Source organism: Sphingomonas sp. (assembly GCF_036402235.1).
Taxonomy (GTDB): Bacteria; Pseudomonadota; Alphaproteobacteria; order Sphingomonadales; family Sphingomonadaceae; genus Sphingomonas.
In genome coordinates, this window is sequence record NZ_DASWTG010000031.1 from 58,093 (window position 1) to 72,415 (window position 14,323).

Annotated in this window: 15 protein-coding genes; 5 read left to right on the forward strand and 10 right to left on the reverse strand. The window is 68.4% G+C overall.

Annotated elements, in window-relative coordinates; translation table 11 throughout:
* Positions 1 to 53: 53 nt before the first annotated feature.
* Positions 54 to 365, forward strand: coding sequence for a hypothetical protein (locus VGD28_RS06530; RefSeq protein WP_331027525.1), 312 nt, complete (start codon positions 54 to 56; stop codon positions 363 to 365).
* 99 nt (positions 366 to 464) lie between these two features.
* Here VGD28_RS06530 and VGD28_RS06535 read toward each other — a convergent pair whose 3' ends face one another.
* Complete coding sequence (locus tag VGD28_RS06535; RefSeq protein ID WP_331027526.1) at positions 465 to 815, reverse strand: DUF2200 domain-containing protein; 351 nt, start codon at positions 813 to 815, stop codon at positions 465 to 467.
* 140 nt (positions 816 to 955) lie between these two features.
* Here VGD28_RS06535 and VGD28_RS06540 point away from each other — a divergent pair, with 140 nt between their 5' ends.
* Both VGD28_RS06540 and VGD28_RS06545 read left to right on the forward strand, forming a co-directional pair.
* On the forward strand, positions 956 to 1,390 hold the full coding sequence (locus VGD28_RS06540) for a DUF983 domain-containing protein (RefSeq protein WP_331027527.1): 435 nt from the start codon (positions 956 to 958) through the stop codon (positions 1,388 to 1,390).
* Positions 1,383 to 2,726 (forward strand): PLP-dependent aminotransferase family protein, encoded by a 1,344-nt coding sequence (locus tag VGD28_RS06545; RefSeq protein ID WP_331027528.1) that lies wholly within the window; start codon positions 1,383 to 1,385, stop codon positions 2,724 to 2,726. The genes VGD28_RS06540 and VGD28_RS06545 overlap by 8 nt, the downstream gene beginning before the upstream one ends.
* Here the strand turns inward: VGD28_RS06545 and VGD28_RS06550 are convergent.
* On the reverse strand, positions 2,723 to 3,103 hold the full coding sequence (locus tag VGD28_RS06550) for a MerR family transcriptional regulator (protein ID WP_331027540.1): 381 nt from the start codon (positions 3,101 to 3,103) through the stop codon (positions 2,723 to 2,725). The two genes, VGD28_RS06545 and VGD28_RS06550, sit on opposite strands and share 4 nt — an antisense overlap.
* Before the next feature lie 77 nt (positions 3,104 to 3,180).
* Here VGD28_RS06550 and VGD28_RS06555 point away from each other — a divergent pair, with 77 nt between their 5' ends.
* Entirely contained in the window at positions 3,181 to 3,945 is a 765-nt protein-coding gene (locus VGD28_RS06555) for a glutaredoxin family protein (protein WP_331027529.1), read from the forward strand.
* Here VGD28_RS06555 and VGD28_RS06560 read toward each other — a convergent pair.
* The 8 genes from VGD28_RS06560 to VGD28_RS06595 form a co-directional block, all read right to left on the reverse strand.
* Entirely contained in the window at positions 3,920 to 4,282 is a 363-nt protein-coding gene (locus VGD28_RS06560) for an MmcQ/YjbR family DNA-binding protein (protein ID WP_331027530.1), read from the reverse strand. The two genes, VGD28_RS06555 and VGD28_RS06560, sit on opposite strands and share 26 nt — an antisense overlap.
* Positions 4,279 to 5,184 carry a retroviral-like aspartic protease family protein gene (locus VGD28_RS06565; RefSeq protein WP_331027531.1) on the reverse strand — a complete coding sequence of 302 codons (906 nt, stop codon included), beginning with the start codon at positions 5,182 to 5,184 and terminating at the stop codon, positions 4,279 to 4,281. Before VGD28_RS06565 ends, VGD28_RS06560 begins: the two co-directional genes overlap by 4 nt.
* A gap of 45 nt (positions 5,185 to 5,229) precedes the next feature.
* A complete protein-coding gene (locus tag VGD28_RS06570) occupies positions 5,230 to 6,612 on the reverse strand; it encodes a PAS domain-containing sensor histidine kinase (RefSeq protein ID WP_331027532.1) in 1,383 nt (460 codons plus the stop codon).
* On the reverse strand, positions 6,609 to 7,685 hold the full coding sequence (locus VGD28_RS06575) for a DUF2336 domain-containing protein (RefSeq protein ID WP_331027533.1): 1,077 nt from the start codon (positions 7,683 to 7,685) through the stop codon (positions 6,609 to 6,611). Before VGD28_RS06575 ends, VGD28_RS06570 begins: the two co-directional genes overlap by 4 nt.
* A 57-nt stretch (positions 7,686 to 7,742) precedes the next feature.
* Positions 7,743 to 8,909 (reverse strand): hypothetical protein, encoded by a 1,167-nt coding sequence (locus VGD28_RS06580; RefSeq protein WP_331027534.1) that lies wholly within the window; start codon positions 8,907 to 8,909, stop codon positions 7,743 to 7,745.
* Positions 8,910 to 9,091: 182 nt separating this feature from the next.
* Positions 9,092 to 10,288: a DUF1343 domain-containing protein gene (locus VGD28_RS06585; protein ID WP_331027535.1), complete on the reverse strand. Its 1,197-nt coding sequence runs from the start codon at positions 10,286 to 10,288 to the stop codon at positions 9,092 to 9,094.
* On the reverse strand, positions 10,285 to 10,821 hold the full coding sequence (locus VGD28_RS06590) for a DOMON-like domain-containing protein (RefSeq protein ID WP_331027536.1): 537 nt from the start codon (positions 10,819 to 10,821) through the stop codon (positions 10,285 to 10,287). Before VGD28_RS06590 ends, VGD28_RS06585 begins: the two co-directional genes overlap by 4 nt.
* An 84-nt stretch (positions 10,822 to 10,905) precedes the next feature.
* The gene (locus tag VGD28_RS06595) at positions 10,906 to 13,293 is read right to left on the reverse strand and encodes a TonB-dependent receptor (RefSeq protein WP_331027537.1); all 2,388 of its coding nucleotides are present in this window, start codon (positions 13,291 to 13,293) and stop codon (positions 10,906 to 10,908) included.
* 161 nt (positions 13,294 to 13,454) lie between these two features.
* Between VGD28_RS06595 and tyrS the strand changes: the two genes are divergently transcribed.
* The coding region (gene tyrS / locus VGD28_RS06600; protein WP_331027538.1) for a tyrosine--tRNA ligase at positions 13,455 to 14,323 on the forward strand (869 nt) is incomplete at its 3' end.

Consider the following 14,323-nt stretch of genomic DNA (forward strand, 5'->3'; position numbering starts at 1 on the left):
AGGGCCCACCTCCCGGCGGATCCCGGCACAAGGCCGGGATGACGGAGAGGGCTATGACCGCTGATGACCCCATTGCGGGTGTTGAGCTAGAGACAGCTACCGGCCGCACAGGAACTGACAACGAAGGCAGAGCCAATAACAGGGTACAATACGATCGGAACGGTCAGAAGCAGCCACCACCAACGATGCTGTTTGAATCCTGTGACCAGCAGGACAGCCCACGCCAAGACGGCCGGCCAGAATATCAGCGCATTGTTCCCAAGCGCCATCTCAAGCCATCCGTACCGGAGCTGCGATTGCCAAATCAGGAGGCTGAAAGCGATCAGGATCGGGAGCAGGGCCAACCACCAATTTCGCCGGTCTAATGTGCTTTGTGCCATCCGGTCCATCTCCGAGATCAAGCGGCTTTACGCGGAGGGCCGGCCGCTAACCACCCAATAGCCGCCATCGACGGAATCCGAAAACTACCCCCGCAGGATCTTCGCCATCGGCCGGCCCTTGGCCAGCTCGTCGATCATCTTGTCCATATAGCGCAGCTCGCGCATCAGTGGGTCCTCGATCGCCTCGATCCGCACGCCGCAGATCACGCCGGTGATCAGCCTCCGCGCGGGGTTGAGCCGCGGCGCCTGCGCGAAGAGATCCTCGAAATTGGTCTTCGCCTCCAGATGCGCCTCGAGCTGTTCCTGGCTGTAGCCGGTCAGCCAGCGAATGATCTCGTCGACCTCGGCCCGGGTCCGCCCCTTCTTCTCCGCCTTGGCGATATAGTGCGGATACACGCTCGCCAGGCTCATCGCGTAGATGCGGTGCTTGGCCATCTCTGCTCCTGCGAAAGGCTTCCAGCAGGATAGCGCGTCCGCCGCGCAGACCAAAGGCCCATGTCTCGACGGGCGCGGACTTGAACATCCTCGATCCCGCTATTATTGTATGGATACAATTTTCGTATTGAGGCCATACAATGCAACCCGAGGAACGGCAGGACAAGCTGGGCTGGATTTTGCGGACCGGGTGGAAGGGGCTGTGCGTCCGCTGCGGCGCGCCAACGATGTTCGCCGGCTGGCTCAAGATCACCCGGAAATGCGGCGCGTGCGGCCTCGACTATCGCTTCGCCTCGCCGGACGACGGCCCCGCCTTCTTCTCGCTGTGCTTCGTCGCCTTCCCGCTGACGTTCGTGGGCGTGTGGTTCCAAGTCGCGTTCGACCCGCCTTTCTGGGTCCATTTCCTCACCACCATCCCGATGATGGTGATCGGCTGCGTGCTGCCGCTGCGCCCGATCAAGGGCTGGCTGGTCGCCTCGCAATATCTCAATAACGCGCAGGAAGCGGGCACCGCCAGGCTCTGGGCGAAGTTGCACGCCGAAGCGGATTCGCGCGATACGCCACCCAATGGCTGATGGCTGGCTTCCCGATCTCGATGGCCTTGCAGGCGCGAAATACGCCGTCATCGCCGATGCGCTGGCCGCGGCGATCGATCGCGGCGATTTGCCCGGCGGTACGCGCCTGCCGCCGCAGCGCGACCTCGCCACGCGGCTGGGGGTTGATCTCACCACCGTCACCCGCGCCTATGATGCCGCCCGCCGCCGCGGCCTGATCGAGGCGCGCGGCCGTGCGGGCAGCTTCGTGCGTGCGCCGCAGCGCGTCGAGATCGCCGATCTCGCCCGCGTCGATACCGGCATGAACCTGCCCCCCGAGCTTCCCGGCGGCCTGCTCGCACGCACCATCGCCGAAACCGTGCAAACGCTGCTGCTCGATGCCTCGCCGTTGCGGCTGCAATATCAGGCGATGGGCGGCAGCGCCGAGGACCGCGCCGCCGGCGTCCGCTTCCTCGATACGCTGGGCCTGGCTGCCGAGCCTGATCAGCTCATCCTCGCGGCCGGCGGCCAGAATGCGCTGCACGCCATCCTCGGCGTTGCGCTGCGCCCGGGCGACGCGATCCTGTGCCGGACATTCGTCTATTCGGGGCTGCGCGCGCTTGCCCAGCGCATGGGCCTCCGCCTCCTCGGGCTGGAGACTCTCGACGCGACCTCGATCGCCGCCGCCTGCGCCGCCGAGCCGGGGATCCGCGCGATCTACCTCGTTCCTACCAACGACAATCCGACCGCCGAGACGCTGGACAAGACCGCGCGCCGGGAGATCGCGGCCGCCGCTGCCCGTCATGATCTGCAGCTGATCGAGGACGACGCCTACGGCCCCCTCGCCGCCTCGCCGCTCGCGCCCGTTGCCGCCAGTGCGCCGGACCGCAGCTGGTATATCGCCAGTGCCTCCAAGATCATCTCGCCCGCGCTGCGCGTGGCGTTCGTGCGCGCGCCCAATCTCGCTGCAGCGCTCCAGCTCTCGGCCCAGATCCATCAGAGCGCGGTGATGGCGCCGCCGCTCAACGCCGCGATGCTCACGCGCTGGATCGACGACGGCACTGCCGCGCACCTCGTCGCGGCGATGCGCGACGAGGCCGCCCGGCGGCAGGCCCTCGCCGCGCAGCTGCTGGCGGGGCTGGATTTCACCGCCCATCCGCAGGGCTATCACCTGTGGCTGCGGCTGCCCGGCGCGGTCGCGCCGGACGATCTTGCCGATGCGATGCGCCCCACCGGGCTGTCGGTGATGCCGGCCAACCGCTTCGCCACGAACGGCGCTCAGACCAATGCCGTCCGCGTATCGCTCGGCGGCCTCGCCGACGACGATCAGCTCGCGCGCGCGTTGCGCATCCTCCATGGCCACGCGGCAACGATCTAGCGCGGCTCGAACGCCCCCAGGATCGGACACCCCTTCCCTTCCCCGGCCGCGCAGCGTTCGGCCAACCCCTCCAGCGCCGCGCGCGCCGCGGTCAGCTTCGCTACCTGCGCGTCGATCGCCGCGATCCGCGCTTGCGCCAGCGCGTGCGCGCGCCCCCGGTCCTCGCCCGCGTCCAGATCGAGCAGCTCGCCGATCTCGATCAGCGTGAACCCCGCTTCCTGTGCCGAGCGGATGAAGCGCAGCCTTCGCGCGTCCTGCGCGTCGTACCGCCGCACGCCGCCGGCCCGCGCCGGCTCGGCGAGCAACCCGCGCCGCTGATAGTAGCGCACCGTCTCCACCCCCACGCCGCCGGCTTTCGCCAGCGCGCCGATCGTCATGTCAGGCACCGCTTGACTCCGTACTATGGTACGGAACCTATCTAGGCCGGGTTCGTAGAGTCGCAAGGAGCCCGCTCATGTCTTCCCGCCCCGTCGCCGTCCTGCATCGCATGGTGATGCCCGGCCACACCTGCCCCTATGGCCTCAAGGCCAAGTCGCTGCTCGAGCGGCGCGGCTACAAGGTCGAGGATCACTGGCTGCGCACGCGCGAGGAGACCGATGCGTTCAAGGCCGAGCATGGCGTCCAGACCACGCCCCAGACCTTCATCGGCGGGCGGCGCATCGGCGGCTATGACGATCTGCGCCGCCATTTCGGCCTGCATGTGCCCGCAAGGGGCGAGACCAGCTACACCCCGGTGATCGCGGTGTTCGCGATGACCGCGCTGATGGCGCTCGCCGCCAGCCACGCCGCGTTCGGCTCGCCCTTCACGATTCGCGCAGGCGAATGGTTCATCTCGTTCAGCATGGTCGTCCTCGCCCTGCTCAAGCTGCGCGACATCGAGAATTTCTCGACCATGTTCCTGAACTATGATCTGCTGGCGAAGCGATGGGTTCCCTATGGCTATATCTATCCCTTCGCTGAGGGCGCGGCGGGCGTGCTGATGACCGCCAATGCGCTCCACTGGATCTCGATCCCGCTCGCTTTGTTCATCGGCGGCGTCGGCGCGGCATCGGTGTTCAAGGCGGTCTATATCGACCGGCGCGAGCTCAAATGCGCGTGCATGGGCGGCGACAGCAACGTGCCGCTGGGCTTCGTCTCGCTGACCGAGAATCTGATGATGATCGCGATGGCGCTGTGGATGCTGTTCGCGGCGGTCAGTCCCGCGCATCCAGTTCCTTGACCAGCTTCTTGGGCGCCTGCGCGCGATAGCTTTCCTCGATCCAGTCCTTGAGCTGGGCGAGATCGGGGATCGCGTCGTCGCCGGGCGTGAAGGTCACCCAGCCGCTCTTGCCCAGCCCATAGGCGGTAGGGGCGGCATAGGGCAGCGCCAGCGCGACCTCGCTGGTGTAGCGCAGCTTCGCCGACATCTGGAACGCGTCGCCGGTCGAGAGATAGGCGAAGGTCTTGTCGTTGACCGCAAGGTCGGCATGCTCGGGCCAGGGCGCCTTGATGTGCGCGCCGGGCAGCGTCAGCCCCCAGCTTCGCAACTGGTCGACGACCGCCTTCGCCTTCGTCATCGCACTTCTCCTGAGTCCGGGCGCTCCATCAGCCACACCGATTGATTGCGATAGTCCACGGCGAAGCCTTCCGTCGTCAGCCAGTCCATGCCCAGGATCGCGAGCGCCTCGCCGGCGCCCGCGAGGCGGTCGAAGACCGGCAATGCCCCGACCCGCACCGTGCGCCGCTTCCATTGCCACGGTCCCAGCGACACAGCGCCGACCTCCGCCTGAAGCAGCGGCAGCGGCCGGCCGTCAATGCCTTCGATCGAGCCCGCCGCGTGCAGGCGGGTCGGGTCCAGCCCGGCACGCCGTGCGAATGCCGGGTTCAGCGTCGTGTACTGCGCGCCCGTGTCCAGCAGCGCCCAACCGCCCGCATCGCCGATCCGCAGCGGCAGCATTATCTTCCACGGCTGCAGCCACTTGGCCGCGACCGGGCGCCATCGCCCGCCTGCCGGCCGGGTGCCGCCCGCGCCGACCCGCACGCAGCCGCTGGCGGGCGCCCATATCGTCAGCCGGTCGGCCAGCAGATCGACGCCTGCCAGTCCGGCAACGTCGTGGCTGTCGAAGGACGGGGCCGGGATCGCCGTGATCACGGCATCGTGCAGCCGGACCGGCCCCGCCTCCATCGACCGCACCCGGTGGAAGTGAACCGCGATGCCGCCGCCCATGCCCTGCGCCTGCTCGGCCCTCGCGTCGCGCGGCAGGCCGAGTTGCGCGGCACGGGCGGGGTCGATCGTAGAGCCGCTGGCCGCCGTATCGAGCACGAACGCGAACGGCCCCTGGCCCTCGACCCTGGCGCGGATGATCGGCGTGCCCTCGTCGCCGGTCTCGATCGGGAGGCATGCCGGGGCCTCCTGCGCATGTGCCGGCGCGGCGATCGCCAGTCCCAGCATGACGGTCAACGCTTCGAGCCTGCTCATCGCCGATGGATAGCAGCCGCCTGCCGCGCCTGAAAGCGTTCCGCCTCAGTCCGCGCGGTACGGCAGCGTCAGCACGAAGCGCGCGCCCTCGTTCGGGGCACTGTCGACCAGGATGTCCCCGCCCATCGCCCGCGCCAGCCGCCGCGCAATGTACAGGCCAAGCCCGCTTCCGCCCGGCTCGCCCGGATCGACGCGGCCGAATTTCTCGAAGATCTTGGCCTGGTCCTCGACCGCGATGCCCTTGCCCTGATCGGCGACGATCACACAGCCCAGCGCGCCCTCGCGCTGGATCTGAACCCACACCAGGCCGCCGGGCGGCGAATAGCGCACCGCATTCCCGATCAGGTTGACCATGATCTGCAGCACGCGGCGGAACTCGCCCGCCACCGGCATCGCCTCGTCGGCGCCCGGCTTCTCGATCCGCACGTCCGCCTCACTCGCCCGCACCGCGAGCAGCCCCGCGGCACGGCGCGCGATATCGGCCAGATCGATCGGCTCGATCTCGACCGTGAAGTCGTCGCGCTCGATCGCGCTCAGGTCCGCAAGGTCCTCGACCAGCGACAGCAGGTGCCGCCCGGCATTGGAGATGTCGGTGGCATATTCGGCATAATCGTCGCGCAGCGGCCCATCCAGCTTCGCGCTGATGCTGTCGGCATTGGCGATGATGCGTGTCAGCGGCGTGCGCAGCACCTTTTCGAGCCGCTGGCCGAATGCGCTGGTGAATTCGGGATCGGCGGGAGCCTGCACGTCCGTCGCCGTCTCTTCCCCCGGATCGGCCAGCACTGCCGCGCCGCTGAACCCGGCGAAGCGGCCCGATGCGTCGATCCGCGGGCTGGCGGAGATCCGCACCCGCTGCCCGGTCCCGCGCAGCTCCGCGATCTGCCCGTCGAAGCGGGTCTGCTCGGCGGCAGCGGTCAGGATCGGCAGCGCGCCCTCCGCATCCGCCTCGAGCGCAAACAACAGCGTCAGTGGCTGACCCAGCATCGCCGCGGGGTCGAAGCCAGGGGCGGTCCCGGCCTCCGCGGCCAGGTGCGTGATCCGCATCGCCGCATCGGTCTCCCACACCCAATCCGCCTCGGCCTGCAGGAAGTCGTTCTCGCGCGACGCGTCGCCCTCGGGCGCTTGCCACGGCGCGCGGGGGCGCCAGCCGCTCACCTCGAGGCGAACGCCCTCGGCATCCGGCTCCGCCCGCACCCACAGGTCGACGTCTTCCTCGCCGTCGGCGGCGACCACAGCGCGCGAGATCGCGACCCCCAGCCGTTGAGCCAGCCGCGCGATCGAGGCGATCGGCGGCACTGCCAGCGGCGCCCCCACTTTGCCCCCGGCGCGCGCATTGAGGTCCGCGAGCCGCGCCTCGGCATGCACCAGCCGCCCGTCGGGGCCGATGCGCCCCATCGCAATGGGCAGATTGGGCTCGAAGGCGTTCATCGCCCGCGCCCCTGCAATGCCAGCAACGCCGCGCGATACTCGGCCGGCAGGCGCAGCGGCGCGATCGCCCCGCGCGCCTCCTCCGCGCCGACCGCCATGATCGAATCGAGCTGGTCCGCGAACGCCTCGACACTGCGGCGCGGATCGGCCTCGCTCAACGCCACGCCGATCGTCGCGATCGCGCCGCGGTTGAAGTCGAGCGCCCGCAGCGCGACCCACAGCCGCCCGCTCGCCGCGTCGAAGGTCATCGCACGCGCCCCGTCGAAATCGATTCGCAGCGCATGGGCGAGCAGTGCAGCGAACAGCGCGACGCGCCGGTCGCCCAGCGCCTCGGCCATCAGCCCGGGCAGCTCGTCCGGCCGGGCGTCGATCGCCGCTGCCAGCCGCATCGCCGCGGCCTCCAGCCGGTCGCCCTCGTCATGCGCGGCAAGGCTGCGCTGCGCAGCCTCGGCCAGCGCCTCGTCCAGAACGGGCGCGACGCCGGCAACCCCCGCCCGCAACGCGGCCGCGACGTGCCAGACCAGCCGGTGATGCAGCTCGGCGGGCAGATCGCTCTGTGGCAGCGGGCCGCTGTCGGGCACGCTGCGCCGGCGGCTCTCGCTCACCAGCACCGCCGCGGCGCTCTGCGCCAGCAGCCGGTCGGGGTGCTGCGCCAGCCGGTTGAGCAGGCTCGCCCGCTCGGGCTCGTCCTGCGCCTGTGCCGCCATGCCGCCCGCCAGCAGATCCTGGCGCACGCGCGCGATCAATTCGCCCATCAGCGCCGGGTCGCGCAGCAGTTCCGATGCGTGCAGCGTGTCCGAGGTCCCGTCCTGCGCTTCCAGCGCATCGGCCAGCGCCGCCTCGCCCTGCGTCCGCAGCAGCCGCGCCGCATGGCCGCCGACCTCGGCCTCGACGGTGGCGATCAGAGCGCGCAGCAGCCGTGCCAGCGCGGCGCGCGTCCGCTCGTCGAGCCGGTCGTCATCGGGAATCGCGAAATCGGCGATCGCGGCGCCCAGCGCACGATGCGCCGCGCCGTCCGCTGCCGCGCTACGCGCGAGCAACGCCTGTGCGCCGTCATGGGCACCCTTACGCATGTCGCCAATCGGCTTGGACATGGTCCCGGACTTAAAGGAACTGCGGTTAAGACAGAGCTAAGGCTTTTCGCGCCGACTCTCAACTGCAGCGGCCAGTGTGACAAAGGCATAGACCGCCACTGCCGCCAGGCCCCAGCTCACCCGCCCGGCGATCGCGAAAGGGGTGATGAGCAGTAGATAGCCCGCCGGACTGCCCCACCAGCGCCGCACCCGCGCCTGCGTCCGCTCGCCGATCAGCGCGGCGGCGATCGTGACGAGCGACAGGATCAGCCCGTCCAGCGTCGCGTCGGTCCGCGTCTCCATGATGCCGAGCGCCAGGATCACGGCGGCGGCGATCACGCCGATCAGATGTTCCTGCGCCGCCGCACGCTTCTCCTCGCCGCGCAGCGCAGACAGCGCCGCGCCGGTCGCCAGCGCGGCGACGCCCGGCAGCGCCACGCCCGCCCCCCACGGCCAGCCCAGGCCGATCAAAGCGGCCGCGCCCGCACCCAGCGCCACGCCGCCTGCCATCAGCACCCAGCCGGGCACCGCCTTCTCCACCACCTTGGGCAACACCAGCCGCGCGATCCGGGTGAAGACATGCCGGTCCGCCCAGCTCGTCCGCCGCTCGGTCAGCGCCGCAAGCACGGCGTTGCTGCGCGAGGCGAGCGCCCCGCCGTCCCGCTCGACGCCGTGCCCGGCGCGCACCGCACTCGGCGGCAGCGGCACCTGCTCGGCCCCGGCCTGCACGATCGCGCGCAGCAGCGTCGACTGGAAGTCATAGTCGGGCGGAAAAGCTGCGATATCCGTGATGCGCTGCGCCGGGATGCGCGCGACCCCGGCCCAGCAATTGCGCGCATCGACCCGCTCGAGCGAGGCCGACGGGTCCTGCGTCACCAGGATGGCGTCCTTGCCCTCGTTCGCCATCTTATCGACGACATCGTCGGTGGTGACGAGACCATCGGCGAGCACCACGACGCTCGCCAGCGGATGCGCCTTGGTCGAAGCCTCTGCGGCCGAGCGCACGATATCGACCGGCACGCCGCGCTTCGCCGCGCGGCTGACCGCGCCCAGCAAGGCCGGCGTCACGCGCGTCACGGCGACCAGTATCTGTCCCGCCCCGGCCCCGACCAGCAGCCGCGCCTGATATTCGAGCAGGGTCATGCCCCCGAACGGCAGCGTCGCCGCCAGCGTCCCGGGCTTGTCGCCTGCGTCCTCGGTCGCGAAAATGAGCCCCGCCAACATCATCCCTGCGGTTACGGCAATCTCGGAGACGAAGGAAGAACCCAAAATTGATCGCGCGACCAACCTTTCCCCGTTCGGGCTGAGCTTGTCGAAGCCCTGTATTTCTACCCGGAGGAAGCGCAGCCCTTCGACAAGCTCAGGGCGAACGGAGATGAGAGGTGACGAGCACCAGGCAGCTGAACTCAATAAAGCAGGAACGGCCGCCGCACCTCTTCCCACGCCCCCTCATCCGCCCTCGCCGCGGCGTCGAGATCGCCCGGCCCCGCCCCGGCATCATCGACCCATTCGCGCAGGCCCGGCCCGCCGTTGATCACGTCGATCGCCAGCTTGTCGAATTCATATTCGTACGGGAAATCGCGCCACAGCGCATAATCCGGATGGAGCGACCGGATCGCCCTGAACCCCAGCGCCTGAAGTCGCCACGGCCGGAACGCTTCGTGGTCGTACCCCGCCCCCTCGGCATGGATGAACACGCCGCTGCACAATTCGCCGACATGCTTGTGGAAGGTCGGCTGGAACCAGAAATCGCGCAGCGTGCAGCCCGCCAGCCACTCTGGCGCGATCCGCCGCATCTCGGCGATCACCGCCTTGGCGTCGATATCGGGCGCGCCGAACAGCTCCAGCGCGCGCGTCGTCCCGCGCCCCTCGGACAAGGTCGTGCCCTCCAGCATCACCGTGCCGGCATAGGCGCGCGCCATGTTGACGTTGGCGGCGTTGGGGCTGGGGTTGATCCACACGCGTGTCGTGGGCCAGCCGAACCCGGGCGCCGCGTCCGGCTGCCAGCCCTCCATCTCGATCACGCGATAGGCGACATCCAGCCTGAACTGGTCGATGAACCAAGCGCCCATCTCGCCCAAAGTCATGCCGTGCCGCATCGGCATCGGCCCTGCGCCCACGAAGCTCTCCCAGCCGGGCAGCAGCGTCAGCCCCTCGACCGGCCGTCCCGCCGGATTGGGCCGGTCGAGCACCCACACTTCCTTGCCGTGCTGCGCTGCGGCTTCCAGCATGTAGAGCAGCGTCGTCACATAGGTGTAGATGCGGCAGCCCAGATCCTGCAGGTCGATCAGGATCACGTCGAACGTATGCATCGACTGGCCCGTGGGCCGCCGCACTTCGCCATAGAGGCTGAATACCGGCATCCCGTAGGTGGGATCGGTATAGTCCGGCGACTCCATCATATTGTCCTGCAGGTCGCCGCGCACGCCGTGCTGCGGCCCGAACACCGCCGACACCTTCACCCCCGCCGCGACCAGCGCGTCGAGGCTGTGGGTCAGGTCCGCCGTCACCGACGCCGGATGCGCGAGCAGCGCCACGCGGCGGCCGTGAAGCCGGGAGAGAAGCGCGGGGTCGGCAAGCAGCCGGTCGATACCGAAGTTCATGGACGCTCAGGTGCCGGGAGTTCGAGCGCAAAGCAATCGGGATGATGGAAATCGGGCTTTCCCGGCGGATGGCGCAGCGCCCAATAGGATTTGGTGCCGTCGATCTCCTCGATCACCGCGGAGAGGCCGACCTGCATCGCGACCGGGGGAAGTGCGGGCATGGCCTCCACCGCGAGAAAGAAGTACGGCACCTCCGGTGTGACAATGATCTCGGGATCCCGCCAGTCCAGGTTGCGCATCCCGCTCCGGTATCCGTCGAACGCATATGCCGCCCACTGGAATGAAGGCGAAAAATTGAACTCGAAATAGGCGTCGGCGCCCGCCGGTTTTGCAAACAGCTCGAAACAGGTCGATTTCCAGAGGCCGTCCGTGCGCTTCGGCCTGGCCATGGCCGGCAGGACCAGTTCGTCCGACGGCGCGACGTGATATTCCAACCAAAGCTCGCCCGGTGTCTGGGTGGTGGAGAGCTGGACAACCACCCGGTCGATGGACTTCGCGGGCGTGTCGGGATGACAGGCGAGTTGATGAAGCATCGCGCGAGGATAGAAAGAAGAACAGGGCTTCGACAAGCTCAGCCCGAACGGGGGAGGGAGGCGGAGGCCGCTCCCCGCCCGCTCTCAGAACCCCGCCGACACCTGCACATACCAGGCGCGCGGCCGCGCGAAGATGCGCTCGGCATAGCCCAGCGTCGCGAGCGAGGCGTTGCCCTGGATCAGATAGCGCTCGTCGAACAGATTGGTCACGCCCCCGCTCACCTCGATCCCCTTGTCGAGCTTGAGCGTCAGCGACGCGTTGCTCACGAAATAGCCGTCCTCCTCGATCAGCGGGATACTGCCCGTGATGAAGCTGATCTTCGAGGTATAGCTGCCGTCGATCCGCGGCGTCAGCGTCGCCCCCCCGTCCAGCGGGATCGCGTAGGAGAGGCCGAAATTGGCCTGATAGTCGGGCGTGAAGGGCAGGTCGTCGCCCGGCGCCACCGTCGCGGTCGCGCCCGGCACCGGGGTGATGCTCTTGATCTTGTCGTCGAGGATGCTGAGCCCCGCGTCGAACGTCAGCCCCCATGCGGTGCGCAGGCTCGCCTCGGCCTCGAAGCCGCGGATCCGCGCCTCGCCCGCGTTGAACAGCAGCGGCACAACGCCCTGGCGGAAGATCAGCTGGATGTCCTGATATTCGGCCTGGAACGCGGCAAGGTTGATGCGCAGCCGGCCGAACTGGGTCTTGGCGCCGATCTCGTAGCTGGTCACCTTCTCCTCATCGAACGGCACGGGCAAGTTGCCGGCGGGCGCGGCGTTGTAGCGCGTGTTGAACCCGCCCGACTTGAAGCTGCGCGCATAGGAGGCATAGGTGCTGATCGCGTCGTTCCAGCGATACTGAACGCTCGCCGATCCGGTCAGCGCCGAGAAACTCTCGGTGAATGGGCGGTTGAAGATGAACAGCGGCCCGCCCTGCGACGTCGCCAGCGTCGGCAACGGGCTGGGATCGGGCAAGGTGCCGGGGAACAGGTTGAACACCGTCCCCTGATAGGTCTTGCGATCCGAGGTGTAGCGCAGCCCGCCGCTCAGCTCGAGTCCCTCCGCCGGCTCCCAGCTCAGCTCGCCGAACGCCGCGACCGAATCGGTCTTGAGGTGGGAGATCTGGAGATCGCGGGTCGCCGGCCCGCCCGCCAGGAGCGACGCGATCACCGGCGGCGAGGGCGGGAAGGACAGCGGCACGGTCGCGCGCTCGTTGGTGACCTCGTTGAAATAATAGCCGCCCAGGATCGCATTGACCTTGCCCAGGTCGAGCTGCAGCTGGACCTCCTGGCTGAACTGCTGCGACTTCGATCCCACATCGGTGGTGATCATCAGGAACGGCGTGTTGTCCGCATCGCGGATGCCGCGCGATTGCGTCTCGCGATACGCCGTGATCAGCTTCACGGTCGCCTGCTCGGTCAGCCGGATATTGCCGGTCGCGGCGAGCCCCCACACCTCCGACGTGCTCATCACCGCCGCGGTGCCGCCATTGACGAAATCGCCCCGCGCCTGGAAGTCGTTGGCGCAGCGCGCATCGTTGATCAGCGGCACGTTGGGGGCGCCGAAGCGCGGGTCGCCCGGCGTCAATGGCGCAAAAGGAATGGTCGCGCCGGGGCAGCCTGCCGCCACGCTAACGATCGCCGCGACCGGCGCCTGCTCGTTGATCCCGGCGAACACGAACGGCGCGCCATGCTCATCCTGCTTGCTGTAGTCGGCGCGCACCACCAGGTCGAAGTCCGCCGACGGCTCCCATTTGAGCGAGCCGGCGAGCGAATAGCGATTCTCATTGCCCAGATCGAGCCCGTCGAACGCGCGGATCACATAGCCGTCGCGCTTGCGGAACCCGCCCGAAACGCGCGCCGCGACCGTCTCGCCGATCGGAATGTTGAGCGCCGCGAATCCCTCATACCAGTCGTCGCTGCCCGCGCGGAAGCGTGCGCGGCCGCTGAACTCGCCCAGCTCGGGCTGTTTCGTGCGCACCAGGATCGCGCCGCCGATCGTGTTGCGCCCGAACAGGGTCCCCTGCGGCCCGCGCAACACCTCGACGCTGGCGATATCGCCGAAGTCGATCGCGCCGCCGACGGCACGGCCCAGATACACCTCATCCAGATAGATGCCGACGCCCGGATCGACCGCCGCGGTCGGATCGACCTGGCCGACGCCGCGGATGAACACGACCGATGAGGCGCTGTTGCCCGACAGCTGGCCCGCGGGCTTGAACTGCAGGCTCGGCGTGATGCGCTCGAGATCCTGGGTCTGCTGGATCTGGCGGGTCTCCAGCATCTCGGCGCTGAACGCGGAGATCGCGACCGGCGTGTCCTGCAGGCTTTCCTCGCGGCGGCGCGCGGTGACGAGGATCTCGCCTTCGCTTGCCGGCTCGGCCTCAGGCGCTTCTTGCGCGGCTGCGGGCACTGCTGCCGCAAGGCTCCACGCAGCAAATGCCGTGATGCTGCACGCACCCAATCCGCGCACGCCGAAACGCCGTCCAGCCATCGTCATCCTCCCCAATAGTCGCGATCGTCATGCGATCTGCGGTTGTGCGTTTATTCTCACCGCACATTGTTCATGTCAATAACTGTTATGTCTCAAAACTACTACCCTGATTTGCGCGGGGGGATGACGCGGGCGCAACTTGTGCTAATCGCCGCGGCGCCATGACCGAATACACGTCCGATCTGCTTCGCCTGCTCGACCAGCGTGGGTACATCCACCAGGTCACCGATGCTGCCGCGCTCGATGCGCTGGCGCAGCGAGAGATCGTGCCCGGCTATATCGGCTTCGATCCGACTGCGCCGTCGCTGCACGTCGGCAGCCTGGTCCAGATCATGCTGCTGCGCCGCATGCAGCAGAGCGGGCACAAGCCGATCGTCCTGATGGGCGGCGGGACGACGAAGGTCGGCGACCCCACCGGCAAGGACGAGAGCCGCCGGCTTCTCACGGATGAGGAGATCGACGCCAACATCGCGGGCATCCGCCGAGTATTCGAGCGGTTCCTGACGTTCGGGGACGGTCCGACCGACGCCGTCATGGTCAACAATGACGAATGGCTGAGTGAGCTTCAGTACGTACCATTCCTGCGCGAGGTCGGACGTCACTTCACGATCAACCGGATGCTGACCTTCGACAGCGTGAAACTGCGCCTGGAGCGTGAGCAGCCGCTCACCTTCCTCGAATTCAACTACATGATCCTCCAGGGCTACGACTTCCTGGAGCTGTCGCGGCGGGCCGCGTGCCGGCTGCAGCTCGGCGGATCGGACCAGTGGGGCCATATCGTCAACGGCGTCGAGCTCGGCCGGCGCATCGACGACCGCGCGCTGTACGGCCTGACCACTCCGCTCATCACGCTCGCCTCCGGCGCCAAGATGGGCAAGACCGCGCAAGGCGCCGTCTGGCTCAACCCCGAGATGCTGAGCCCGTACGACTACTGGCAGTTCTGGCGCAATATCGAGGACGCCGATGTCGGCCGGTTCCTGCGCCTGTTCACCGAGCTGCCGCTGGACGAGATCGCCCGGCTGGAAAGGCT